The organism is Cytobacillus sp. IB215316 (genome assembly GCF_033963865.1).
GTDB classification, from domain to species: Bacteria; Bacillota; Bacilli; order Bacillales; family SM2101; genus Nanhaiella; species Nanhaiella sioensis.
In genome coordinates this window covers 342,858-367,677 of the sequence record NZ_JAXBMC010000002.1, presented here as the reverse complement: position 1 = coordinate 367,677, position 24,820 = coordinate 342,858, and the positions used below count along the sequence as shown (strand labels likewise).

The 24,820-nt window shown below is 31.8% G+C and carries 25 protein-coding genes; 17 read left to right on the top strand and 8 right to left on the bottom strand.

Annotated elements, in window-relative coordinates:
* Window positions 1-159: 159 nt before the first annotated feature.
* The 4 genes from SLH48_RS06040 to SLH48_RS06025 all read left to right on the top strand — a co-directional run bounded on the left by SLH48_RS06040 (window position 160) and on the right by SLH48_RS06025 (window position 5,592).
* Window positions 160-630, top strand: coding sequence for a hypothetical protein (locus SLH48_RS06040; protein WP_320257401.1), 471 nt, complete (start codon window positions 160-162; stop codon window positions 628-630).
* Window positions 631-2,688: 2,058 nt separating this feature from the next.
* Window positions 2,689-3,222 carry an RNA polymerase sigma factor gene (locus tag SLH48_RS06035; RefSeq protein ID WP_320257400.1) on the top strand — a complete coding sequence of 178 codons (534 nt, stop codon included), beginning with the start codon at window positions 2,689-2,691 and terminating at the stop codon, window positions 3,220-3,222.
* Window positions 3,206-3,784, top strand: a complete 579-nt coding sequence (locus tag SLH48_RS06030) for a hypothetical protein (protein ID WP_320257399.1) — start codon at window positions 3,206-3,208, stop codon at window positions 3,782-3,784. Before SLH48_RS06035 ends, SLH48_RS06030 begins: the two co-directional genes overlap by 17 nt.
* A gap of 1,340 nt (window positions 3,785-5,124) precedes the next feature.
* Window positions 5,125-5,592, top strand: a complete 468-nt coding sequence (locus SLH48_RS06025; protein WP_320257398.1) for a hypothetical protein — start codon at window positions 5,125-5,127, stop codon at window positions 5,590-5,592.
* Window positions 5,593-5,942: 350 nt separating this feature from the next.
* Here the strand turns inward: SLH48_RS06025 and SLH48_RS06020 are convergent, their stop codons facing one another.
* Together SLH48_RS06020 and SLH48_RS06015 are read right to left on the bottom strand one after the other, a co-directional pair.
* Window positions 5,943-7,754 carry a glycoside hydrolase family 16 protein gene (locus tag SLH48_RS06020; protein ID WP_320257397.1) on the bottom strand — a complete coding sequence of 604 codons (1,812 nt, stop codon included), beginning with the start codon at window positions 7,752-7,754 and terminating at the stop codon, window positions 5,943-5,945.
* A gap of 464 nt (window positions 7,755-8,218) precedes the next feature.
* Entirely contained in the window at window positions 8,219-8,422 is a 204-nt protein-coding gene (locus tag SLH48_RS06015) for a hypothetical protein (RefSeq protein WP_320257581.1), read from the bottom strand.
* Window positions 8,423-9,164: 742 nt separating this feature from the next.
* On the opposite strand from SLH48_RS06015, the gene SLH48_RS06010 reads away from it, so the two are divergent.
* The 5 genes from SLH48_RS06010 to SLH48_RS05990 all read left to right on the top strand — a co-directional run bounded on the left by SLH48_RS06010 (window position 9,165) and on the right by SLH48_RS05990 (window position 12,042).
* A complete protein-coding gene (locus SLH48_RS06010) occupies window positions 9,165-9,881 on the top strand; it encodes an endonuclease/exonuclease/phosphatase family protein (RefSeq protein ID WP_320257396.1) in 717 nt (238 codons plus the stop codon).
* Between the two features lie 378 nt (window positions 9,882-10,259).
* Window positions 10,260-10,598 (top strand): multidrug efflux SMR transporter, encoded by a 339-nt coding sequence (locus SLH48_RS06005; RefSeq protein ID WP_320257395.1) that lies wholly within the window; start codon window positions 10,260-10,262, stop codon window positions 10,596-10,598.
* A 1-nt stretch (window position 10,599) separates the two neighbouring features.
* On the top strand, window positions 10,600-10,914 hold the full coding sequence (locus SLH48_RS06000) for a DMT family transporter (protein ID WP_214482214.1): 315 nt from the start codon (window positions 10,600-10,602) through the stop codon (window positions 10,912-10,914).
* Between the two features lie 15 nt (window positions 10,915-10,929).
* Window positions 10,930-11,517: a TetR/AcrR family transcriptional regulator gene (locus SLH48_RS05995; RefSeq protein WP_320257394.1), complete on the top strand. Its 588-nt coding sequence runs from the start codon at window positions 10,930-10,932 to the stop codon at window positions 11,515-11,517.
* Window positions 11,518-11,766: 249 nt separating this feature from the next.
* Entirely contained in the window at window positions 11,767-12,042 is a 276-nt protein-coding gene (locus SLH48_RS05990) for an HU family DNA-binding protein (RefSeq protein ID WP_320209665.1), read from the top strand.
* 63 nt (window positions 12,043-12,105) lie between these two features.
* On the opposite strand, the gene SLH48_RS05985 is transcribed toward SLH48_RS05990, so the two are convergent.
* The 3 genes from SLH48_RS05985 to SLH48_RS05975 all read right to left on the bottom strand — a co-directional run bounded on the left by SLH48_RS05985 (window position 12,106) and on the right by SLH48_RS05975 (window position 15,848).
* Window positions 12,106-12,459, bottom strand: a complete 354-nt coding sequence (locus tag SLH48_RS05985; RefSeq protein ID WP_320257393.1) for a hypothetical protein — start codon at window positions 12,457-12,459, stop codon at window positions 12,106-12,108.
* 817 nt (window positions 12,460-13,276) lie between these two features.
* Window positions 13,277-14,563: an S-layer homology domain-containing protein gene (locus tag SLH48_RS05980; protein WP_320257392.1), complete on the bottom strand. Its 1,287-nt coding sequence runs from the start codon at window positions 14,561-14,563 to the stop codon at window positions 13,277-13,279.
* 949 nt (window positions 14,564-15,512) lie between these two features.
* Complete coding sequence (locus tag SLH48_RS05975) at window positions 15,513-15,848, bottom strand: hypothetical protein (protein WP_320257391.1); 336 nt, start codon at window positions 15,846-15,848, stop codon at window positions 15,513-15,515.
* Window positions 15,849-16,265: 417 nt separating this feature from the next.
* On the opposite strand from SLH48_RS05975, the gene SLH48_RS05970 reads away from it, so the two are divergent.
* From SLH48_RS05970 to SLH48_RS05960, 3 genes are all read left to right on the top strand, one after another.
* Complete coding sequence (locus tag SLH48_RS05970; protein WP_320257390.1) at window positions 16,266-17,054, top strand: alpha/beta hydrolase; 789 nt, start codon at window positions 16,266-16,268, stop codon at window positions 17,052-17,054.
* Entirely contained in the window at window positions 17,029-17,613 is a 585-nt protein-coding gene (locus tag SLH48_RS05965; RefSeq protein ID WP_320257389.1) for a TetR/AcrR family transcriptional regulator, read from the top strand. Before SLH48_RS05970 ends, SLH48_RS05965 begins: the two co-directional genes overlap by 26 nt.
* A gap of 364 nt (window positions 17,614-17,977) precedes the next feature.
* Entirely contained in the window at window positions 17,978-18,250 is a 273-nt protein-coding gene (locus SLH48_RS05960; protein WP_214482222.1) for an HU family DNA-binding protein, read from the top strand.
* A gap of 121 nt (window positions 18,251-18,371) precedes the next feature.
* Here the strand turns inward: SLH48_RS05960 and SLH48_RS05955 are convergent, their stop codons facing one another.
* Window positions 18,372-18,839: an immunoglobulin-like domain-containing protein gene (locus tag SLH48_RS05955; protein WP_320257388.1), complete on the bottom strand. Its 468-nt coding sequence runs from the start codon at window positions 18,837-18,839 to the stop codon at window positions 18,372-18,374.
* A gap of 164 nt (window positions 18,840-19,003) precedes the next feature.
* Here SLH48_RS05955 and SLH48_RS05950 point away from each other — a divergent pair, with 164 nt between their 5' ends.
* Window positions 19,004-19,402: a VOC family protein gene (locus SLH48_RS05950; protein ID WP_320257387.1), complete on the top strand. Its 399-nt coding sequence runs from the start codon at window positions 19,004-19,006 to the stop codon at window positions 19,400-19,402.
* A gap of 102 nt (window positions 19,403-19,504) precedes the next feature.
* Complete coding sequence (locus tag SLH48_RS05945) at window positions 19,505-19,783, top strand: hypothetical protein (protein WP_320257386.1); 279 nt, start codon at window positions 19,505-19,507, stop codon at window positions 19,781-19,783.
* A 247-nt stretch (window positions 19,784-20,030) separates the two neighbouring features.
* Here the strand turns inward: SLH48_RS05945 and SLH48_RS05940 are convergent, their stop codons facing one another.
* Together SLH48_RS05940 and cspD are read right to left on the bottom strand one after the other, a co-directional pair.
* Complete coding sequence (locus SLH48_RS05940; protein ID WP_320257385.1) at window positions 20,031-21,674, bottom strand: hypothetical protein; 1,644 nt, start codon at window positions 21,672-21,674, stop codon at window positions 20,031-20,033.
* Window positions 21,675-22,460: 786 nt separating this feature from the next.
* Entirely contained in the window at window positions 22,461-22,661 is a 201-nt protein-coding gene (gene cspD / locus SLH48_RS05935; RefSeq protein ID WP_214482229.1) for a cold-shock protein CspD, read from the bottom strand.
* A gap of 385 nt (window positions 22,662-23,046) precedes the next feature.
* On the opposite strand from cspD, the gene SLH48_RS05930 reads away from it, so the two are divergent.
* From SLH48_RS05930 to SLH48_RS05920, 3 genes are all read left to right on the top strand, one after another.
* Window positions 23,047-23,217: a hypothetical protein gene (locus SLH48_RS05930; protein ID WP_214482230.1), complete on the top strand. Its 171-nt coding sequence runs from the start codon at window positions 23,047-23,049 to the stop codon at window positions 23,215-23,217.
* A gap of 248 nt (window positions 23,218-23,465) precedes the next feature.
* A complete protein-coding gene (locus SLH48_RS05925) occupies window positions 23,466-24,614 on the top strand; it encodes an AimR family lysis-lysogeny pheromone receptor (RefSeq protein ID WP_320257384.1) in 1,149 nt (382 codons plus the stop codon).
* The gene (locus tag SLH48_RS05920; protein ID WP_320257383.1) at window positions 24,611-24,763 is read left to right on the top strand and encodes a hypothetical protein; all 153 of its coding nucleotides are present in this window, start codon (window positions 24,611-24,613) and stop codon (window positions 24,761-24,763) included. The genes SLH48_RS05925 and SLH48_RS05920 overlap by 4 nt, the downstream gene beginning before the upstream one ends.
* The last annotated feature ends 57 nt before the right edge of the window (window positions 24,764-24,820 follow it).

The window sequence follows — 24,820 nt, the reverse complement described above, 5'->3', positions numbered from 1 at the left end:
TTTTCTTCTGTCATAGATCTCTATTTCCATATACAACCTATGTGATGTATCCAAACATTGTATTTTTTATTGAATAAACTATTTTGAGACATTCTTTTATATGAGAACTATTATTTTCTAATAGGGTGTGTCAATTGACATGATGTAGGGGGTGAATAAATGACTAAAAACAATTCTCCAGTTTTTCTCTCTACCCAAGAAGAAAGACCTGTAGAACTCCCATTAGACGGAAGTAGGGTAGAGTTACTAAGATTAAGAATACCAGAACATTTATATGGAAGACAGACGAAACTTGATGGGTTCTTTCAGTCAAATTTTTTTGTGGTTGGTATGGAAGATAATATCGAGCCCGTACAATTATCCTACAAATATGAAATCGCTTATCAAATAATGCTTGAATCAGCTGAAGCTAACTACTCTCCTGCCTCTTCCATATTATTAGATACTGTGAGTGGAGTACAGCAGCCTGTTCGATTCGATGTAGAGCATAACACAAATCCAAACTTTACGGTTTCCTTACCTTGTGTTTCAGGAGACCTTTTGCTGATGGCATCTGTCGTTGAAACTCAAGGGGGGGTGGCTGGAGCATTTGTTAATACTAGATCAATGAATGCCTTATTGATTAATTAATATTGACTAAATTCCTCAAACAGCATGAAGGGCACAGTATGATATGGCTCTGTTTCATAATAGCCTTAGTAATTTTTCATTGTCGATTTAACAAAGAGGCTGGGACAAAACCCAATTAAAATGAAGAAACCGCACGAAATCATATTTATAAACCTTGATTTCGTGCGGTTTTATTTTTGCTTAATGTATAAAAATCAGTTAGTTTTCCACTTATGTCCCAGCCTCTAAATAAAGGAGGTGAATTCAAAAGAGATGATTGTAAATATCAGCTGAAATTCTTATTTTGTGAATTCTGTTATTAAACATATGCATCGATTTTGAATTCTTTAAGTATAAGTACTAACTTGGATGTATCTTCTTACAAGTAGCTCATTCTACATGAGAGAACATATAACCTCTTTTGTTTCAATAAGTGGATATAGACATAAAAGAGCTTACTACTCATGGATTATGTAAAGGATAAATTAGGAGACCGGTTAACATTGATGGTACTGTGGGGATCACAAGTTGAGTAATTTGATAACTATCTAAAGTTTAGATTGTTTAATTTTTCAAATCATTTTACATACGATTTTATTTAATAGATCATTTGTCACAGTAAGATAAATTGCCATAATACTTCTTGTTAGTATAATTTCCTTATTTTGGAGAATTTCTATTGTGATGCTTTAAAATGCCCTATATAATGAGACTGATTAATATGAAGATGACTATAATTCGCATTGTCAGGATATTTTAATTAGGAGGTGTGACTGTTGAAAAAACTAATTACGCTTGTTATGATATTCGGATTATTAGCACCTTTCAGTGCAGGTAATGTCGAAGCATCAGGTAATTGCGGTGGGAAAACAGAAAACCCTTGTGATGTCTACTAAAGGTTGTTTATGTGTTGCTTTTAAACAAAGAAATAACTACGTATAAGCCAAGGATTCGTGGTACCTTATCTCGTAGGTCAATTTCATAAAATTATCTATTGCTGTTCTAACTTAGTCTCAATTGCAATTAAGTTTACGAAAAGAACCTTATTAAAAACACGCTTAGCAACAAGAACAATATTATTAGGAAATTATTGCTGATTTGATCATAGCTATTTTTATTTTTTTGTCTGGCCCACACCAAAAAGGATAGGGGAACATAATTTAAAATGGATGGGATTGCTTCACTTCACATTAGCCCCTACTTTTGGAGCAGGGGCTTTTTTATATTATATTAAGAATCAATGATAACGCTATGCAACCATATTGGGTATTTGTGGATCTTATGATCACTATAATTGTTAACAGAGCTTTGCTGAAGTTAGCTAACTAACACGTTTGTTGTAAATAACAATTTTTCATTAATATTATTATGTACATATCAAAACAAACTGTTTGAAGAATATACAGCTTAGATTTCCCTACTCTTCATATAATAACTATATTCTCAAATAGTATTTATAGTTATACAAACCTGCTAGAACTTAAACAACTGTAAATACTAGTTTTATAACTTTGCTTCGTCGAAAATTATTTTCCGTACTAACATTAAGATAGATTTTTACGCATTGTTTCTTCAACGAGAAATGAAATGTTTAAGGAGGTTAGTGGTAAACAGAAGGTTAAAAACTGCTGTATATCTCTTTAATAATTTGAAACTGTAACTATACTGAAAGAGTTAAATTCAGAATGTGAGTTAATGGATTTCAGAACTAATAACTACTCAAAAAAGATAACAACTATTTTTTATGAGACATTATGATAATGGTGTTCTACATTTTACCTAGCTGTAAACCTCTCCAAAAAAATTCATTTCAAGCTTATTCGCAAATCACAGTTGATCTTTGTTATACATAAATTATTAGTCATAAATGTATATGTGTTGGATGGTTGTCACTTTTTCACAAATAATTGATAAAGCAGGGATCTATATGTGAATATCAAAATATTAATGGTTTTGATTGATTTCATTAGTATTTTAAAGGTTTATCTATATTAAAGTCTTGTAATGCTGATAGAAGGCAAATGAATATTTGAAATATTTATGTTAATATTTTGTGAAATAAATATAGGAGGAGGGAATATGAAGAGAGATAAAATCGCAAAAGATATACTTCATCTTTATGATCTATATAGTGGTCGGATCTTTAAATTTATTTTTGTACTTACTAATGACTACCATATTGCACAAGACTTAACTCATGATACTTTTATGCAAGTTGATAATTTATATTATCAGTTAAAAAAACAAGAAAAAGTAGAAACCTGGTTATTTCAAATTGCTCATAATATTTCTATTGATTATTTTACAAGGAAGAAATTAAATGTAGTTGAGCGTATGAGGTCATCTTCAAAAGAGAAGGAAGTTGCACCCTCAATAGAGAATACAATCATTATGAATGAACATTTTAAAGAATTGTACCAAGCTCTTATAAAGCTGAAACCTTCATACCGAGAAGTTATTATTCTTAGAAAGATAGAAGAATTATCGATTAAAGAAACTAGTGAAATTTTAGGATGGAAAGAAAGTAAAGTGACAACTACATTATCTAGAGCGCTAAAGGAACTTCAACAGAAACTAGAAGCAGGTGGATATGTATATGAGCAATTTTCCTAAAGAAAATTCATTTAACCATATAAAAACGTTGGATGAAAGCATACAATGGAATCCAGAAAAACAATTTGAGTTAAGACAAAAGTTAGAGTATAACATTAATAAAAAAAATAACAGAAAAGTATTCAAAATAAGGTTACTCCCAATAATCGGTGTTGTTACTGCAATGTGCATGATGGGTATTCTGTTAATTCCATATGTGTTGGAAAACGATATTAATGAAGCGGGAAATGCTTCAGCACCTGTCGAAAAAATAGCTGATGCTGTACTAAGTGTTGAAGAATTACTTAATGATGACTCTGTAGAATATTACGTGAATTTAGACATAAATGAAGGATCAGAATGTAATTTTTGGCTAAATAATTTACATAATAGTTACAATTATAAGTACAAAGTATATGCTCCCGATGGAAGTTTAATTGGGGAATCAATAACTGCTGGCTCACAGGAAAGATTATATTCTGTAGATTTGAATGAATATGGGTCAGGTGAGTATAAAATAAAGGTGTATACTCCTAATGGTAATATAGGAGGTAAATATCATTTGAGAGTGAGAAACTTTTAAAGGATTAGGATTAGAAAAACTGAATTACTCCTCTTTGCTTGTTCGTATCAGAATAAGTGTAAAACAATAAAACTATATAGTAGGGATAGGAAATCATTTTTTAGGTTACTAAATAACAGGACAACCTGTTGATAAACCAACATATAAATAATCACCTAGTTTTGAAAAAACTTCTGCACTATGAGATTTAAATCATAATCTGCCTTTACTATTCCTTGAAGATTGTTCAATTCAAAACCGAAAAAAAAAGACACACTAGAGAGTAAGTGTGCCTAAAAGAAAAGAGGTGGGTTATGAAAAAGTTCATTAACACTGTATTAATATTAAACTAAAATTGTGTGTGGATTCTATGGGATGTTTATGTGATTTTGTGTGATTAAGCTTTGATCTATTAAAATAACAAAGAAGATGTCTTAAATATTAAATTTCCTACTTGGAAAGCGGTAATTTACGAATAAAATGTGTATTGAAATCAATACCCATTTTATGGATATTCTAGGTAACGTGTTAAATACAATGATTTTTATAAAAATAAATATATTTATATAAAATGTTAAAATTCGTAGCATTTTAAAAGGATATATAATCAAATATCAATAAATCCCTCCTCAGATCAAAATCATACTTTTGCGAAATTTGATACAATAATTATAGAAATCAATTTCCCCCTAATGCACTTATATAGCATTAATTTTGTAGATAAAACGTTACTATTTGTAACGTTTTATTTCTTTTTCACTTATAGTTGTGCGACGTAATTGAGAAGGGAAGAAGAATTACAATAGATACATTATCGTTATGTAGATGAAATTCCTGATCACAGGGACATAATCAATTATGAAATTAGTAAAACAGTGTACCTCAGATAAAAAAGTTAAATAGGCTTAATAGAAGAGTGTATATCTAAGTCAAGCTGAATTGCCAAATAAGGTGTTTGAATTAGATGAGTGGAGAAAACGTCCTTTAGTGGCTCATAAAAAGAATAGGAAAATGATGGAGATTAAGCTATTATTCCTAAACTACTTATATACATGATTGTTACACAAAAACCAAGTCTCTTTTATAGAAGGCTAAATACTTTTTTACTCTCTCTAATGAAACTATCATACAAATTAATTAAGAATCTAAGTAGTATTGTACGGTATAAATCTAAAATTCATTTAGTAATGCTCTGAAACAGTATGAAGGTTTTTTGGTTTTTTATAGCATTTCTGTCTTGCATAAGAAATTTATCCAAGCACTGCTGCTTTAAGTTGAATAATATATTCTGTAGTCTAATGAATAGGACTCAGATTCTCACAGAACTTATGACATTCTAGAATAGATAGGGGGGAGAATAATTGACTAAAAACCATGATATCGCATTTCTTTCTACACAAGAAGATAAGCCTACTATACTACCATTAGATGGAACAAGAGTAGAGCTGCTAAGGTTAAGAATACCAAAACATTTATATGGAAGACAGGTGAAGCTTGATGGATTTCTTCAGTCGAATTTTGCTGTAGCGGGCTTTGAGAATGATGTTGAACTTACTAGTTTTCCATATAAATATGAGTTAGCTTATCAAGTAATGGTTGAATCAGCAGAAGCTAATTTAACAATGGCTTCTCCGTTATTATTAGACACAGTAAGTGGAGTACAGCAGCCAGCCCAGTTTGATGTAGAGCATAACACAAACCCAAACTTTACAATTTCAATACCTTGCCTAGCAGGAGATCTTGTGCTTATGGCTTCTGTTGTTGAAACCCAAGGGGGTGTAGAAGGCGCTTTTGTAAATACTAGATCGATGAATGCTCTTTTGTTTTAAGCTAACTTAAAGTACAAATGATAGCCAAGATAAAAATCTCGAAAGACGTCATAATAATATATGCAAAGGGAGAAGCGATTGTCTAATTTTGTTCAACATAATATGCTATATCTTACTAGATAAGTTGAAAGCTCCTTTTGTAAACAGTTAATACAAGAAATTTGAACCGTTAAAGAAAGTATATTTTGTTGAAGTTTTTGCCGAAAAAAAGAACCACGAACAATAATTGTATTCTTGATTTCTAGTAGTTAAAAAGCAGCAATTTTATGTGAAAACGCCAAATTAAGCTAAAGAAAGGATAACTGTCGAGTTATCCTTTCTCTACATTGTTAATCATTTCATAACCGTTGTTAATGCTGTACGATAGATACGTTATCGATATAAACTGTTGTAGCAGCATTTCCCCCCTCGATATTTCCTAGTTCAAATACTATCTTTCCGTTAGTATATGTTTGCTCTGTCATTTGGAAAGAGTAGGTAAATGTCTGCATGTCGGTTGTTAAATCAATAATTTCTGTATTGGCATACGGTATAAACCATGGATCTGTTGTAAGTTCTTTACCGATATTAACATTCATCTTTCGTGGTGTATCACTTCTAGCATCAAATGTAACCGTATACAATTTACCGTTGTTAAATTCAATACCGTTTTGGTACACTTGTGGAGAATAAGCTACATTACCAACTGTTTGCATTTCAATTGCTAATTCACCATTTACAACTGATTTAGTTCCTTCTGCAACACCCGTCCATTGATCTCCCCACCATGCTGTCCAAAAATGATCATTTGTAGCAAAGTCGCCATTTTTTAAAAGGTTTTCTCCTACGGGTTCGATGACTACATTATCTATGACAATATTATGTGCACCTGCGCCATATTTGCCCATTAATAATTTTAGACTGACTGCATCAGACTGTGGCATTGTCATTTGAAAGCTGTAATTATTCATATTGCTTGATAAATTAATTGTTTCACTCAAGTATCTATTATATTGTGAGTTCTCTATAGAAACGACCATATCCCTATCAATTGTTGATCTTGCATCGAAGGATACGAGATAATCCTGGTCTTGTTGTAAATTTAACCCTTTTTTCTCTAATATAACGCTCCATTCTTCGTTACCTTGTTCAGAAATAATAACTTTAGCTTCTTCATTTTCTGCTAATATTTGAGCTACTGTATCATGATGCACATATGGTGACCAATCGCTTAAGCCACAAGAAAAGTCAAAGTTCCTATCTACTGTTGGAATGCAACCATTTTCGTCATTTGCTTCATATACGCGCACATAGTCAATTTCCATTTTTCCTGGAAACGCAGTTGGATCATCAGGATTTTCTGTAAATTGGCCTCCTACTGCTAGATTTAGAATGATATAGAATTCTTGGTCAAACGGTGCTGGAAATGGATTCAGTTCTTCAGCCGAATTAAGGCTAAACCAGTTGTTTAAAGTTTGATATAAATTTCCGTCAACATACCAACGAATTTCTCCAGGTTCCCATTCTACTGAATAAGTATGGAAGTCTGTAATCGCTCCACCTTCAGGGAAATGATATGCTTTACCTGTGTATTCTCTTATTGGCCATAAACCACCATAATGTATCGTACCTGAAGCTTCATTGGGTTTACCTCCAGAAGCTTCCATTATATCAATTTCACCAGAAGCAGGCCATGGTCCATAGACATTATCAGTTGGAAGAAGCCAAAATGCTGGCCACAATCCATTACCTCTTGGGGATTTTATTCTCGCTTCAAATTTTCCATATTTTTGCCCAAATAATCCCTTTGTTTTAAGCTTGGCAGATGTATAGTCATATGTACCATATTCATCAGATATTTGCTCTTGCTTTGCTTCAATAACTAGATTGCCATTATTAATATATGAATTCCCGGGAGCATCTGTATAATATTGCTCTTCATTATTTCCCCAGCCTGGTGCGTCAGTATTTACATTACCATTTTCATCAACAAGATAGTTTCCGAAATCATAAGTCCATTTTGTCCTGTCAATCTCATTTCCATTAAATTCGTCGCTCCACACAAGATTCCATTCAGAGCTGTTTGCTGCTTGTACATTAATTTGACTTTCTGCTCTACTTGCAGAAGTTAGAGTTGGGATACTAATTAGTAAGCATAATAAAAAAGTTAGTAATTTTTTCATTTGAAACCTCCTAAATTAGTTTTTTACATTATTTATTTTAATAATACTAATTTCAACTAGGTAGGTATGTTATTTTGGAAACGGTTACATTTTTTTGTATTGTGATTACTTTTATTTGTTTGTAGAAAAATTGTAGAAGTAGTGTTTAAATAGATAATCTTAAAATTCATTATTTAGTTGAAGGAACGATACTATAGGCTGTTACCTATAAAACTAGTTTTAGAATAGTTTTGCTTTATGTAATTTTGAGAGAAACAAGTATAGTAATCTTAAAATTGTTTGCTGAAATTATAGTTACATAAATATCCACCCAATGCTCTGAGTTCAGTAACATTTTACAAAATATATGGAAAAGAGATAATCAACAAAGGAATTTCATGGAAGCTATTTTCATAAATGTACTTCTAGCATTTCTGGGTCGTAGAGGAGATGCGAAGTTAATATATAGGGAAAAAAGCACTGTTTTAACAGTGCTTGCATGGATATCTAGGATAAAATGATTCATTTGTTTCCCAAGATTCAACAGTTTGCCATGCAGTCTTTTGATCGTAGCCCTTTCCCATAAGGTAGGCAATGGCTGCGATTTCGCGCATTGCGTGAATGTATGAAGTATGTTGTGCCTCTTTTAAACCATATTGAACGATCGGCTCAACGGTACCTAATACCATGTGCTTTAAATTGTTATTGTAACCATTATGTGGGTTATGGTGATCTCTATAATAAAGTCTGTGAGGGTCAAAATTATACATTTAAACACTCCTCTAATTTAATACTTTCAAGAACACTATATGAGGCATATGTCTTTGCTCAACGGCAAATGCCTAATAAAGCATTAATATTATTAAAATTGGGCATTTTAAAGAGTGATACACATATTCTTGTCAACATTGTGCGCATAAAGAAAAAGGAGAGTTTGAGGTATTGAATCATAAATGGGTACGAATAAGAAAGTAAAATATATCTACGGGACTACCAAAAATAAAAATGAAGATGAGAATATAATTTATCATTAATGGTAAATTTATAGAAAAACTGAGAAATAGTGAATGATATTGAATTAGTAATAAAAGTAAACATGAATAGGTTATTACATTTAGAGCATAGAAAAAGTGTGTCAGTGCATTCGAAAAGTCTCTTTCTGAAACTTTGTTGCTTTTTTCACTTGCATTTGAGTAACTGATATGTACTGTGATTATAGTTTTATTGAAAAAAAGATGCCCCGAAAGTTAGATACATACGAGTTTTGCTATTATTACGAATAGCACCAATTAATTTAAGAACAACCTATTACGAACAGCAACTATTTAGACAAAATCAGCCTTTAAAAAAGATCAAATACATGTTACCTGTACAAGCATCTTCTCTGTTATTACATATAATATAGCAATTATGTAGGAGAGGGGGGAAAATATGTTAACAATGAGCTTCAATATACTAGCTGATAGGAGAACTTGGAGAAATCGCAGGGATGGTATAATTAATAAAATATTAGACATTAATCCTGATATAGTAGGGCTTCAAGAAGCTATGTCAACACAAAGAAGAGATTTAGAAGCAGGGTTATCTGGCATGTATGATTTAATACGATTTAATATTCCAGTTAATTACGGCAATCCTATATTAATAAGGAGTAATCGATTTACTATTTTAGACTCTGGTTTTGTTGAAGCTGCGCAATGTGGCAACACCCGATATATAACTTGGTTTTTGCTAAGAGAAGTTGATTCGGGTGAAGAGTTTTATTTTTATAATAATCATTATTGTGTAAGCCCTACTTCGAGTAAAGAGGATCATGCAATTGAATTAGTGTCCCTAATTAATCAACATCAAGTAGGAAATAACAACCGTCATGCTATTGTTGTAGGAGATTTTAATGCAACAAGAAATAATGCTATTATGGAATATTTGTTAGATCAAATTCCGATAGACGGTACACCAAATCCAATGAATATAGTAGACACATGGGATATAGCAAATCAAGGTGATCCAAAACCATCAACAACTGAACGTGGAGCAGCGATTGATTGGGTTCTTACTCTTTCTGGGACATCAGTTACAGCAGCTACAGTAGATAACTCTGATGGATTTTCTGACCATTTTCCTGTTACTGCAACGTTCACGTTGTGAACGATTAACGAAAGATAGCCCCAATAAGGCTATCTGTTACATAGCATATGATTTACTTTGTATAGTTTTCATTTTATTAATTGTTAATTGGTTATAGTGTAGAACGGAGTTGAAATATGTTTTTTTTGGATCTTCTTAAGAAAAATCTGTTGAAATTTATTATTTATAAGTAAGAGAGGATACACACATTAATCATATTAATAAAACTACGAAATAGTTGCATATTTAATTGATTTGTCCTAAAATCTAACTAACGTTAGTTAGATTATGTTTTTATTTTTATAGACTTACGTTTTGGAATTGATATAAGTATTGTTAGGTAGGAAACACTAATTATCCTAGAGATGCTTAAAGATGTTAATAAGGAGGATATAAATCATGGCATGGTTATATCTTATTCTCGGTGGTATATCAGAGGTAGGGTGGGCGTTTGGTCTGAAATTTTCGGAAGGCTTTACAAATATCCCTTTCGTTATACCGACGGTTTTACTTATGATTTTTAGCTTTTGGGCTTTCTCAAAATCACTTAAATATTTACCTGTTTCAACAGCATACGCAGTGTTTACTGGAATTGGTGCGTTTGGTACATCCATCGTTGGGATCCTGTATTTTAATGACGCAGTTAGTGTACTAAAAATCATTTTATTAATAACCTTAATTAGCTGTATTATTGGGTTGAAATTAATACCAGAACAAGCAAAAGGAGAAAGTGCATAATATGAGTTGGATTCTACTAGTACTCGCTGGATTCATGGAAATAGGAGGAGTAACTTTTCTTAAATTATCTGAAGGGTTTACAAGGCTAAAACCCTCATTGTTCTTTGTACTTTTCATGAGTTTAAGTTTTATATTCCTTTCAATGTCATTAAAAGAAATTCCTATTAGTATTGGCTATGGTATATGGACAGGAATAGGTGCAGCTGGAAGTGTATTAATTGGTATGTTTGCGTTTAATGATCCTAAAGATTACAGAAAGCTGGCACTGGTTAGTGGTATCATCATAAGTATTATAGGGCTAAAACTAGTATCTTAATCGCGGGGTGGTCAATTGAGTAAGGGAGAAGAGACAAAATTAAAAATATTAAATCAAGCTTTAATTTTGTTTTCCGCAAAGGGCTATGAAGAGACATCTTTAAAAGATATAGCGACTAGTATTCACATTAAAGCACCCTCAATTTATGCATATTTTTCTGGTAAAGAAGAATTATTTATAAGTGTAATTGAATATGTTATGTCAGAGTATATCGATTTTATTAAAGAGCAAGAGGTAGTTACAGCAAAATTTCCTACGAAAGAACGGCTGTATTTTTTGTTACATGAACTAAATGAATATTTTAATAATAATAGCTTAGGTCTTTTTATTAAAAGGTATGGTATTGTTCCGCCAGATAAGTTTAAAGACCTACTAAACCGAAAATATAATGAATGCGAAAAGGAAATAAGGAAATTACTATATACTATACTAAAAAATCATTCAGACAACAGTCAATTTATTGATGATGAGAAGATTGTTAACTCTTTTCTTTGTATGTTGGATGGGATGCTCTTTTACTTAGCAAATTTTTCTTATGAAGAGTATGAAAAAAGACTCAATAATACGTGGGAAGTTTTTTGGAGAGGTATAGTTAAATATTGATTTTTTTAGATCCTTTCATATGGTTTGTAGTTTCTCACACTTAGTATTTCCATCGTACATAACGAGAGGGCGTTGAATATGTACGGAAGGCTACCATTTGAAATTATTTCTTGCGGTTCGATCTTAGTAACATTAGCAACAAAATTTACGAAAAGAGCCTTTATTTTCTTTTTATTGCAGGATAGTATTTACCTTTTGATAGGAAATCTGATAAGATATAGTTCGTTACATAGAAAGGTGGTAAAAAAAATGAATAAAACAGAATTTATTAACGCAGTAGCTGAAAAAGCAGAACTTAGCAAAAAGGACGCAAGCAAAGTATTAGAAGCAGTAACCAACTCGATTAGTGAAACACTAAAAGATGGTGACAAAGTTTCTCTTCTCGGCTTTGGAACATTTGAAGTACGTGAAAGAGCAGCGCGTAAGGGGCGTAACCCACAAACTGGTGAAGAAATTGAAATTGCCGCAAGTAAAGTACCGGCATTTAAACCAGGAAAAGAATTAAAAGACGCTGTCAAAAACTAAAGAAATTTTCGAGCATAAAAAAAGCCTATCTAACACGATAGGCTTTTTTCACTTTTTTTAAACTCAATTGTTTTCGAAAATATGAAGAATTTCTTGTAAAGATTCTTCATCTCCCGTTTGTAAGATTTCAACTATTCCTGTAGTGCTGTTATAAATGACTTCGTTTCCGTTAAGCTGTATTTGTACGGACCCATCATTATGTCTTTCTATGTTGCCATCTTTAAATTTTGTACTTAGTGAATGATAAATATCCATTAAAGACATATCAATGATGCGTTGATCATCAATCTTAACGTTTTTTGCAACTTCAAACACTTTTTCTCGTGAATCCTCAAATAGCTTTTCACCTTTATCATTTAATAAACCAGCATAATAAAGTATCCCTACAACAGCAATGGTTATCATTAAAATCTTCATACTTCGAGCTCCTTTGTTTGTCTACTTTGTCATTCACTAATCATCTGTAAAAGGTAATTAACGGTTAATATTAGGTTGTCCATAATGTTAAGGTGCTTAAACTTAAAAAAGTTTGGTTTAGTTTGCATAATTTTTGAAAATGGGGATATATATTGATTGAAAAACAACTAAGAGGCTCACTAATGGTACATTTGCTTGGTCACAAAGTAAAAATCATGATAAAAGGGGGCTGACAACATGAAAATTTGTCCAAAAGTATGGAATAGTTTAACTGTTAATGAAAAAATACACTTATTAATGGATCATATTATTTCTAGTCATCTGTGAAATTTTAGAAACATTGCGTAAATTGTATTAGGAGAGGCTTACCATCTTACTATTGCCAGTATAGAGTATAGCTCTTCATATTATTACAGGGAGTCAAAGCTATTTTCGACTTCCTAGATTATTTATTTGTATGAAATTATGAATTAGGCTACTTGCTTAACACTTTATACGTTTATTTCGGATCATTTTATTAATCTAAAACATGAAAACTTTGGATTTTCATTGACGTGTTTCAGAAGGAATAGTCATTGAATATAATAAATTACATATAATGGAATTTATAATATGAAGTAACGTAATTAGGTGATAAGTTTGTAGAAAATAAGAAACAGAGAGTACTTCTTAAACATATTCGTAAAAAAATTGAGTCTGGAAAGATTAAGAATAATGTGGCAGAAATTATTGAACGAAGTGAGAAAAAGGTGTAGGGTAGCTACACCTTCATGCTGTATCACACAGATATAGTTTATAATTGTAAGCACTGCTAATACTATGGAATGATAGTAAGTTCCTGTCGTATATCCCCAATAAATTTATCTACATAATAAAACCCTATCGGTACACATTGAGCCTCTTCTTCAGTCTGTTGCTCATCTTGGCAGACTTCAAAATAATATTCATCTGAACTTTCATCTTGTGTAGCCTCATGCCTTACAAATACGTTAGGGTTGTTTAACAACCCTAGCTCATTCAAGAGGTGATAGCGTGCTTTTTCTTCAGACATTTTATATGTAAAGAAAATAACTGATGGCTTTGAACTTTCATCACTAATCATAAAGGTGAGAAAATATGCTTCATCTCTATATATCATGGTACTTAAACCATTATGTTCATCGTAACCACCATCATGGGGTTCACCAAGAAACTTCTTAATATCTTGTATTGTTAAATTGCTTTCATCTGTATAATAATCAATTGCAGTAATTAATTCGTCTGAATCATCTTTATAATCCACTGTATAGTAATAACAATTACCAAAGAGTTTTCTTTTGAGACCAAACATATAACCTTCCTCTTCAGGTTTACCATTGTCACCAAGAATGTCTTTTGACGTTACATAACCATTTAACGAATAATTACATCCGTTTAATATCCCACTCTTCGCTAATTCTAAAAAATTATTGTTAATTAAAGATGGTTTAAACTTACTATCTAATACTCTAGCAAAAAATACAGCAAATTGATCTCTTGTAATTGGTTGATTCGGTTTGAATGTTTTGTTTGGAAATCCAGTAGTTATTCCATTTGCAAATAATTTGTTTATGTATGGGTAATATTCATTATCTAGTGAAACATCTGTAAAGTATTCTCCATAGTCACCTTTTAAGTCATAGCTTCGAACTAGAATTTTTGCCATTTCTCCTCTTGTAAGTGGCTCGTTTGGGTGAAAACTGTCTACTATATCAAAAATACCTTGGTCAATTACAGCAGCAATTTCTCTATAAGCGCTATGGTCCTCTTTTACGTCAGGCAATTTCGGATTTGTAATATTTTCTGTATTTATTTCCAAGGCACGTGTAACCATTACTGCAGCCTGTCCTCTGGTAACATTATCTTTTGGACCAAATTCCCCATTATTGTAGCCTTTAATTATACCTTCTAAAGTTAGATATGCAATTTCTTCGACTGCCCAATAATCGTGTGTTACATCAGTGAATGAACCTTTAGCCTTTAAGTCGTCATTTGCTGAATGACCGATAGTAGGATTGGTTTGCAGTACTAAACCGACAAACATAGAAATAACAATCATTTTCCAAAATGAGTTTTGATTTTCCAAACTATGCATCCCCTTTAGTTTAGGTAAATTTTCCAACTTAAACATTATTAGGTGTTTTATCCTAGAAGTCAATAATAAAATCTCAATTTATGTAACTAAGTTTTCATATATAAAAGAGCCAGTAAGGTATAGATAAACACTTGGCAAAGGCTCAAATCTTTATAGCTAATTGGCCGACCACTGATATACTAAAATTTGTTCAAGTGCTTTCGTTCCTATACGACTGTTCTCATTTAAGTCCGTTTAATTGATTCTGATAAATTATATATGTTGCAAATAGTATAACGAATAAAAGTACAATAAGTAAGCTACTAATTATGCTTTTTTTGTCGTTTTTGTTGAAGGACAGTATCGGTTTGATTAGCCTAGCTAATGCTAAAGCAAACATTAATGATTCAAATACTGCCATACGCCTCACCCCCTCTCATGGAGAATGAAGATGACCACCCTTAGATATTCGCGCTATTGTATTCCAATTATGCCATAGATGCCCTATGTATGGAGCTTGCTGAAAATATACGACTAACTTTCGTGACACCTTTTCTTTTTTAAACAGCAACAAAAAAGGACTCCATTTTAGTCCTTAGTGATCTCAATAATCTTTGTGTTTAGTAAAACTTTATAACCCAGTTCTCTTAACTCATAGCATAGTAGTGTTTAAGTTAGGGGTACCGACAGAAAATCCGAATTAACAATGCTAAGTTCATGCTACCATAGATAGAACAACATAATTATTGTGGAGGATATTTTTTTGAGAAAGAGAATCATATATACATTCTTAGTGTTGTTTTTCATACTGCTAGTTATCTTAACAGCATTTCTTAATCCAGTTAGCATTGTGAGTGGTCTAGATATTTAACCTCTAACAGTAGGATTTCAATTACCTTTTATCGAAAAGTATACTTCTCTCACTCCAGTCGAAGTGCAATAATAAAAAGGTGACCTTAAATTAGTCACCCAAATAAATTCGTTCTTCCCAATATTTTACGGCAGTATCGTGCATGTCTTCAAATGAGTTAAAGGACGTGTTTTCTTGTGTGAATTTATCAAGCTTTTTTATAAATGCTTCAGTTAGATTATTGATGTTAACACTTGGTTTTTTAGCAAAAGGAGAGCTATTAAAAAATTCATCATGGCATGAAAATTTTGTATATTTATTAATGAATTTTGTACTATACAGTTCACTAGAGTCGACTGTCCGTAGATCAAAATCACGCGTAGTTTTATTATAGCTGTACAAGTAATCCGAGAAAAACTGCGGGATACTGTAGTCTACTTGCTCCAAAGTACTCACCTCTCTTTCGTGTGAATATTTAAGCTCCTGTCGTAATTGAAGACAAGGTGTAACGAGCATTATTAAATATGTGTTTATTCATTTTTTGAAAAAAAACTATGAATGGAATGAAAAATAGTCTATATAGTAATTATAAAATGAGATAGCTTAAGAAAAATGGTAATAAATTGAATAATATGTGAATTATTAATGTGTAGTAAATATTGCTTGCAATAGGAATTCATTTCGTAAACGGCTTGTTGTCCTAACTGAGCACGTATAAAGTATTAGTTTGTCGAAAAATAGCTTATCTTTTTTATTGACTGTATATTCAGTCAAAAATATAATGTTAATAACAACAGTGTCTTTAGAATGAAAAGCTCCGTATTAAATATTTTGATTGAGGCTTATTTACAAGGAGGGTGACAGATGGATTTGAATTATGAAGTTCATGGTGTCGGAGATCCCATTGTGATGATTCATAGCCCTGGTGTAGACATGCGTGAATGGACGTATATTGTTCCATATTTATCTCAGACTAATCAGGTCGTTATTTTCGACGTGCGGGGTGCTGGGAATTCACCCGCACCAATTTCACCATCTAATTTTGTAGATGATTTAAGGAAATTACTGGATCACCTAGGCATAAATACAGCTACTCTTGTTGGTCATTCAATGGGAGGACAAATTGCAACCGATTTTACGCTTACCTTTCCATCAAGAGTTAAACAACTCGTGTTAATTGCTCCTTCATTAACAGGATTTCAATATTCACGTGAATTTACTGAGTGGATGGAGCAGGTAAACGCAGCTGCCCCAAATATTAAAAAGCTTGCTAATTTGTCCCTAAGTGGTCCTAATTACAGTGTAACGATGTCAAGTAAGCAAAAGGATTTTCTCTATGAAATGACTATCCACTATATGACCAAAGTATTTTCAGAATGGGAGAACTTTGAAATTATTTGGCCTGTTCCACATGCTATTGATAGATTACATGAGATAAAGGTACCTTTGCTCTTTATTCAAGGAGATAAAGAATGGAGTGACCTATCTCGAATCGCTGATCACTTCAAAAAAGTGAAGTTAGTTCATTTTTTTATGATTAAAGGTGCTGATCATATGTTAACCTTAACTCATCCAAAAGAAATAGCTTATGAAATTATGTTGTTTTTACAGAAAGGATTAAGTAAGGATGCCACGTACAAGAGAAACAAATGAAGAAATCCGTCGGATGACAAGTGAAAAAATTTTACAAGCAGCAATGGAGCTTTTTATATCAAAAGGCTTTCATTCTGCTTCAATTGACGAAATAGCAAAGCAAGCAGATATTTCTAAAGGTCTTCTTTATCATTATTATAAGGGGAAAGAGAATCTAATTGATGCAATGGTTGTAATGCGAGTGGGAGAACTTATCAAGGTTATGGAGACTGCAGTGTTACAGGAGACGCCTGTGGAACAATTGTTATTTATCATTGAAGGTTCTTTGGAAAATGTTCGTGAACAGCCGATGATTTTTCGGTTTTATATAAATTTACTTACTCAAGCTAAAGGAGATAAAGTACTTTCAAAATATACTATGAAATTACAAAAGGAGTATGAGAAGCAATTTGAGGTACAAACTGAGATCTTTGAAAAGCTTGGCGTATCAAATGCCAAGATGAAATCTTTACATTTTTCATCTACCCTTCAAGGAATCATGCTCATGTATTCGACATACCCTAACCTTTATCCTTTAGAAAAAATTAAGAATGAGGTAATAAAAGAGTTTTGTAATTAGATGAGGCTGCTATTGCATAACTTGATATTGTGGCATCGTTGCTAACATTAAAAAACGAAAATCTCAAAATATCTATTTTAGTGAAAATCTTAATTTGTGCCATAGATAATGAACTGACTAGCAACTTTATTCATTGGTATCTAACCGTCCCTTGTCATCATTAAAAAAGTGCCTCAAAGTTTGAAAAAGGGTTAAACACAGTAATACCATGAATTAGAAGCTTTGTACACAAATAGATTTATTTATATAAGTATTAAATTTATATCGATTTAACTAAATGTATAAAAAGATTAGTTGTAGCTATTTACCTTTATATATTGTATTTGGTAAAATATAGATTGTTACATAGAAAGGTGGTAGTGAAATGAATAAGACAGAATTCATTAATTCAATAGCTGAAAAAGCAGAGCTTAGTAAAAAAGACGCCGGTAAAGCACTAGAGTCTGTATTCAGTGCAATTAGTGACTCATTAAAGGATGGTAATAAAGTTTCTCTACTTGGTTTTGGAACGTTTGAAGTACGTGAAAGAGCAGCGCGTAAAGGACGTAATCCACAAACTGGTGAAGAAATTGAAATCGCTGCAAGTAAAGCACCGGCATTTAAACCAGGAAAAGAATTAAAGGAAGCTGTAAAGTAAATAGATGCCAAAAGAAAAAGCTTATCATGATGATAGGCTTTTTCTTTGTTTGTAATTTCATAAAGCTCACCTTTGCTCTATGACAACCTTTCACAATCTAATATTTATTCTAATTTGATGGTTAATCCACTGTAAATTCTGCTGTCAAATGGTACTTATCATAATCTCCTGCTTTTCTAGCATCCAGTATATCTTTCACTATACGGTATTTACCAGTATTCAAATTTCCGTACAGCCAACTCCAATCAACAGTCCATTCCTTAACATCGGAAGAAGGCAAGCCATAGCCAATATCATTGAATCCATAGTTACCATCAAAGCCAACAGGGACTTGATACCAGCTTCCGTTTATATTCTTTTCCAACAAAAAATATTCACCATAGGTGTATTCCTCGTCGGAGGTATTCTCAAATGCCACAATCAAGCCAGTAGAGGAGACTGTTTCTTCTAGTGCAATCATAGTTACACCATCGAAGTTGTTGACAGTTTCATATAATGTAGGTTCCCAATCAGAATTAGTACTTCCGCATCCTGACAATAATGTCAAACTTATTACCATATAGAATAATAACCATATATATCTTTTCAATTAATCACCACATTGCGTCATATTATTTAACAATTATTTCTGCCTACCAACAATCAAATGATACAATAGTTCAGATGTTGAGAGCTACTTGAAAATTTATACAGTATTAATTGCTAAATTAAGGTATAATAATTTTCGATTATACATATATAGGAGGTTTACAAATGATCCTAGAAATAACTACTCAGGTTCGAGTTTCTAGCATTAAAGAAGGGCAAAAGTGGTATGAAACATTGCTAAATAAGAAGCCTGATTTTACTCCACACGAGGGATTTGCAGAATGGGAACTAATTCCTGGTTGTTGGTTGCAGGTCGCAGAAGGAAATCTTACTGAGGGTAACGGACCATTACGTTTAGGAGTTACTAATATTGTAGCTGAAAGAGATAGACTTGTAGAAGAGCTTAAAATTGATAGCTTTGAAATACATTCAAGACCAGAAGTTCCAGTTAAATGGGGAACATTCACTGACCCGTGGGGAAACCGAATTGGATTTTTTGAATATTTAGATAAGAATGAAGAGCAAGAACGTATTAAAACAATCTTGGGAACAATAGAAATATAAAACTTGTAAGAAAGGGAACTTCGAGGAGTTAGAAGTTCCTTAATCACATATAGCAACAACATTTACAAAATAGCGTAAGTGAAAGAATAGGATAGTTTAATAATGAAGGTGCTGTTTTTTATCAAATTAGTACCACAAAAGTGGGCTTTTATACTAGCTCCGGATCATGAAACAGCTGCTTTAATACTAGACAAGCTAGCATTTGGACATCAAGGGACATTAAGAATTGATGTTCCAAAGAGTAATGATCAATTTATGTTGTTTCTAGAGCAAAGTGATTTTAACAAAGTTAGTGAACCACCAATAATGGTCATTAACTCTGAAAATTTGCCACCTAGGAACAATACATTATTCGGCATTGCGGCTCAAATTTTTGGTTAAGGTAACTCTTGTAGAGCTGTTCTCAATGAAATATGTCATTAGTTTTGCCAGGGTTTTGTAATATTACTATGTGCACTGACTTAATAAGAATGACATAACGTAAACTTAAGCTCACATCTCAATAGCATGCACTTTGGATTATGAGCTCAAAAATCCAAATATCGTTGTAAGGCTATCGGCTCTTTTATATAGAGGTGGAAGTGTCAACAACTCTTCGCAAATGTTATATTACTAAAAAATATTTTACTTAGTATGGAAGGATATTATTATAGTTCTTAATAACTTCATCGAATCCATTGTTTATTAATAATTTTACTATTTCTTGTGATAACCCTATCTCTTTATTAATCAAATAAGAAGCTTTTGAAGTCACAAGAACTTCTATAGTATTTATCTTTTTAGAGTCAATTTCCTTCCAAAGTTCGTAAGTGTGTAAAAGGTCCTTAAGTGTAAGTAAAGTATAATCTTCACCTTGAAAAGTCATATCGGGTCCAATTTGATACCATGTATCACCTTCGTCAGTTAACCATTTCTCTCCAATAATGTCTATTGCATTTTGAATATAGTATGCAGATTTTAAATATTCTTCATTTTTTGTTTCAATATAACTTTTTAATAACAGGTTTAACCCCCCTAACACATGATTAAGTGAACTGTGTGTAGGTAGTGTATCTTGATAAAATGAAAAATAATCGCTAATTAAAAATGCATCTGATGCAATTTTAAGAACTTTTCTAGATTCAATTTGGTCCACTAAGAGGTCAGCATAATTTAGTAAGACAATTTTTAATTCTGGAATTTCTAGTAAATCTCCTGTTTCTTCTAGGAAAAGAGCTATCCCTTCATTATGACGTGTATCAATATAAGGAGCTTCTATACCGTATTCCCTTTTAAGCCAAGTGCTTGTAATTTCAGTCTCCCAAAACTCCTTATTTCCTTTAAAAACTGTTAAGTTTGCTATTGAATTTAGAACCAAATCGTAAAAGTACCTTTCTTTTGTTTCTTTATATTCCTCTAATGCAGAAAAATCCTTTACGAGCAACAAATTCCTTCCGTAATTCAGCTTAGACTCTGGTAGAGGCTCAACAGTAGTTACTAGTTTTTTATATGGTCCTTTAGCAGTATACCAGCTATTAGTTTTCCATTTATGGTAATTTGATTTTTTTATCCATTCGTCAAAAGAATTATCAGAAGTAAATAATTCTTTTTCAGAAAAAAGAGACCAATGATCTACAATGTCTTCTCCTAAAGACTCCATATCTAATTTTATTTGTAGTTGGTCTTTTTTTACAATCACATCAACATCCCGATTCTCAGATATAAGTTCTCTGACGATACTTTCTCTTTCATCTTCGTAGGTTTGAGATAATTCTTTTGAATGATATATTTTACTAATCATAACATTTGAGTAATATTCACTCCCATTGTATGTGGTTAGTAAACCTAGTGGGTTAGTGGTTAGATCAAAACCAATATCTTCATTGTATCTACGTCCTGCCAAAAATTGGTCAAATGGCTGTAAAGTATAGTGTGATACTTCTGGTATGGGAAATGTGACAGTCACATCTATTGGATTTGTACTATTATTTTCGAGTGAGGTAAAGATAAAAAAATCTCCATTATCCAAAGTTCTTTTTGTAATTTTAAGAAAAGAATTTGGATTAGTAAGTATCTTATAAGTATAAATTGTATCTTTACTGTTCAAATAAACCTGTTCTTTTGTAACAGTTTGTTCAAAGCCATGTTTTTTCTCGTTAATCATAATGTTTTGAATATGTTCTTGTTCAGAAAATTCAATATAAGAGGTCGTTGTAAGCTGTTTACCTTTTCCATATTCTAAATAAAACCCTAGAAAAAAAATAAAAATAACTACAAACACGAATCTTTTCAAGCGTATTTCCTCCAATGTAATTGAATTACAAGATAACAATATTGTAGGTATTAATATAATGAATATTTATTTGTTAATATTTGTATATTTTATATATTATATCCGGGTTTTTGTGAAATTTCTTGATACAAAAATAAAGAAATATGTTAAGAGCTGCCTACACGATAAAAGTGGTATTGCAACTGCGCATGATATGGAGCCTATATTGTCATGGTTCTCCTAACAAGAGCCCACATGTTCGGCAATATATTGATAAAGAATATCAACTTCAAGAGAGAGACTTGGAGATACGTCGAATCTAATGCTTTCAATACCCATTGTAAGAATTTCAATGAACAGCTCATTTTGTCAAAGAAAGATTTACACAATCATATTTAAAAGTACTTTATTTGAGAAACGACGTCTTTTCTGTAGATAGTGACGATAAAAACCTACTTTCTTTTACTAAAAAAAATTGAAATGGCTTAATTGTATAAAGGAAGAAAGTAATTGTCATTTCACATGGATTAATGGATAGAGTTTTAGGGGGGGATTCAAACAAATGGATAAAGATGAGGCATTATGCTTGGAAGTTTAGCAAAATACTCTTTTTATATTGGATAATCAGAATATTTAACAAATTAGTTACAAGTATGAGGGATTTTAGTACGTAAACAAAAAACAAAATGAAGAATATTGGAATTAGCCAAGACCTTCTTGTTTTCTAGCTGTAGCATTCTGTTAGTACAAGCTCAAACAGAATGTTAAAGAATAAAAAAAATCGTCTATAAAAGACGATTTTTTTTATTAAAACTTTTGTACGTTAGCAGCTTGAGGTCCACGGTTACCTTCTTCGATATCGAATGAAACTTCTTGACCTTCTTCTAATGTTTTGAATCCGTCACCTTGAATAGCTGAGAAGTGTACAAATACATCATCTCCACCTTCAACTTCGATAAATCCAAAACCTTTTTCTGCATTAAACCATTTTACTTTACCTTGTGCCATTTTTCGCTTCCTCCTGGGTGGATAATTCCACATTATATTACTATTCTTACTCCAAATATATATTAAAGATGAAAATCTTTCAGATATTTCCTTTTAACAATCATATTGGAACAACAATAACAGAAATAATTGTACCACATAAAGTTTCAAGAAGAAAGGGCTTTATTGTTTTACTTGCTGTAGAAATCAATTTTCGAACTAATTTTGTCTACACTTTTTAGTTCAAGATATATTATTGCTTACTTTATAATAATAATAATGTAATAGGTAATTTGCTTATGCAAAATTTTTCACGATTAAGAAGTAAATGATCTATTTATGGTAAAATAATGAAAAGAATATTTTTTCTAGATATCTTAAAAATTGATAAGAAAAGGTGATGCATATGAAGATTGTAAAAGAGAAAGGTAAGTCAAATTATGTATCAACAGGTATTACATTTGGGTCAGCATTAGCAATTGCAATATCTTGGAGTCTTCATAAATCAATTATTTGGGCTTGTATACACGGTCTATTAAGCTGGATATATGTGCTGTATTATGCCTTAACTAGATAAAAAAGTAATAAAACATCGTGTAGTAGCGACATGTATCAAATTTTTTGTGATGCTTAAAGAGACTATTAATATAAAATCACTATCAAAATGAAGTAGTTATGTATAAGCTCCTATTTACTTTTATGTAAAAAAATGAGATTATTAGTTAAATCATAAACGAAATCTCACATTTTTAGCTATGAAAATGATTGAATATTGTAACAAAAGATAGTTTATTGACAAATGTTTTCGAAAAGAGGTAATTTCTATTGATAACATTGGAAAATCTCTATGATAAAATGATCTTTGATGAACGTAGTAATGTTGAGCTAGGTGCAGCCATAAAAGTAAGTGATAAAACGATAGCAAATATGAAAAACTATTTAAAAAATCGGTCTCAAAATGAACCGAAGCTTGAAAATATTTTAGCGTTAGCTAGGCTATATGCTAATAATCCTACTAATATCGATGCCATTGTCCAAGATTTTGGAAAAAATGATATAGGTGCAACTAATCTACTAAAATTAATGGATTATGCGTATGATAATAGCTTGTTCGATTTTTTGACTGACTTAATAAAACGGTGTAAGGGCAAAAGTCAAAATTTACAAAAAACTGCTAAATTATATGATTTGCTAAGGATTAAAAAGACCCAAAATAAAAAGTGGACGAGCATTATTTTAGAGGCAAAATTAGTTAGGTCAAGTGACCCAGTCATTGTCTATTTATTATCAATAATAGATTCGTTGGTGGTTTTGGAAGCGCGTAATTTCAGTGAGTTAGAACTAAAAAGTGAGTTGTCAATTAGGCTTGCCGAGAAAGTGAAGAACGATTATTTGCGTCAAAGCTTTACAATTAGAGCGCTTACATCACTTATGAGAGCTAAAATGCAATTATTGAAATATGAAGAAGTTGAAAAAATATCCAAAGTGATTTTTAACAGCACTGCTGGAGAAAGAATTAAAGCATCAGCATATTTTTCTTTGGCACTGACCAAGTTCTTTTCTGATTATGATGGATGTGAAGAAAATTTAAAAAAATCTTCATATTTATATGGTAGAAGTGGTAGAATTAAAGATAGTCAAGCAGTTGACTCACACTTGTTTATAGCAAAGTGTTATCATAAAGTTGATTTAGAAAATGCAACTGGTGACACATCTGATTTTGACCGCGCTTATTATTATTATCAAAAAGGCTTAATCAAGGAATCTGAGCAATTGATTAAACATGCTACATACGAAGATTTTGAAGCTCCATTTATTAGTTTTATGAAGGGTCTAATAGCAAGTGATCTATCTTCAAAGCGAGATCATTTAAGACAATCGATTATTTTATTTGAAGCAATTGGTGACATGCATTATGCACAGCTACCAATGCTTGAATTAAAACAATTAGACAAGGAGGTACCAATAAATTGAAGAAACTCTTAATAACATTTACAGCAATTGCTGTTATTATAGTTACTGCTAGTGCTGGTATAGGTAGCGAGGAAATAGCAAGTAATAATTTAGAGAAGAAGTCTAAAATCACGTTTAAGTCAGGGATCATAGACCCAGATGATAATTAAAATATAATATTATGGATGGACAGTGTTCTATATGAACACTGTCCATCCTTCGTTTTA

Excerpts from the sequence above, each read along its gene's own strand:
- SLH48_RS06040 (WP_320257401.1), top strand. The coding sequence starts at position 160 with ATGACTAAAAACAATTCTCCAGTTTTTCTCTCTACCCAAGAAGAAAGA.
- SLH48_RS06035 (WP_320257400.1), top strand. The coding sequence starts at position 2,689 with ATGAAGAGAGATAAAATCGCAAAAGATATACTTCATCTTTATGATCTA.
- SLH48_RS06030 (WP_320257399.1), top strand. The coding sequence starts at position 3,206 with ATGAGCAATTTTCCTAAAGAAAATTCATTTAACCATATAAAAACGTTG.
- SLH48_RS06020 (WP_320257397.1), bottom strand. The coding sequence starts at position 7,754 with ATGAAAAAATTACTAACTTTTTTATTATGCTTACTAATTAGTATCCCA.
- SLH48_RS06015 (WP_320257581.1), bottom strand. The coding sequence starts at position 8,422 with ATGGTATTAGGTACCGTTGAGCCGATCGTTCAATATGGTTTAAAAGAG.
- SLH48_RS06010 (WP_320257396.1), top strand. The coding sequence starts at position 9,165 with ATGTTAACAATGAGCTTCAATATACTAGCTGATAGGAGAACTTGGAGA.
- SLH48_RS06005 (WP_320257395.1), top strand. The coding sequence starts at position 10,260 with ATGGCATGGTTATATCTTATTCTCGGTGGTATATCAGAGGTAGGGTGG.
- SLH48_RS06000 (WP_214482214.1), top strand. The coding sequence starts at position 10,600 with ATGAGTTGGATTCTACTAGTACTCGCTGGATTCATGGAAATAGGAGGA.
- SLH48_RS05990 (WP_320209665.1), top strand. The coding sequence starts at position 11,767 with ATGAATAAAACAGAATTTATTAACGCAGTAGCTGAAAAAGCAGAACTT.
- SLH48_RS05985 (WP_320257393.1), bottom strand. The coding sequence starts at position 12,459 with ATGAAGATTTTAATGATAACCATTGCTGTTGTAGGGATACTTTATTAT.
- SLH48_RS05970 (WP_320257390.1), top strand. The coding sequence starts at position 16,266 with ATGGATTTGAATTATGAAGTTCATGGTGTCGGAGATCCCATTGTGATG.
- SLH48_RS05965 (WP_320257389.1), top strand. The coding sequence starts at position 17,029 with ATGCCACGTACAAGAGAAACAAATGAAGAAATCCGTCGGATGACAAGT.
- SLH48_RS05960 (WP_214482222.1), top strand. The coding sequence starts at position 17,978 with ATGAATAAGACAGAATTCATTAATTCAATAGCTGAAAAAGCAGAGCTT.
- SLH48_RS05950 (WP_320257387.1), top strand. The coding sequence starts at position 19,004 with ATGATCCTAGAAATAACTACTCAGGTTCGAGTTTCTAGCATTAAAGAA.
- SLH48_RS05945 (WP_320257386.1), top strand. The coding sequence starts at position 19,505 with ATGAAGGTGCTGTTTTTTATCAAATTAGTACCACAAAAGTGGGCTTTT.
- cspD (WP_214482229.1), bottom strand. The coding sequence starts at position 22,661 with ATGGCACAAGGTAAAGTAAAATGGTTTAATGCAGAAAAAGGTTTTGGA.
- SLH48_RS05930 (WP_214482230.1), top strand. The coding sequence starts at position 23,047 with ATGAAGATTGTAAAAGAGAAAGGTAAGTCAAATTATGTATCAACAGGT.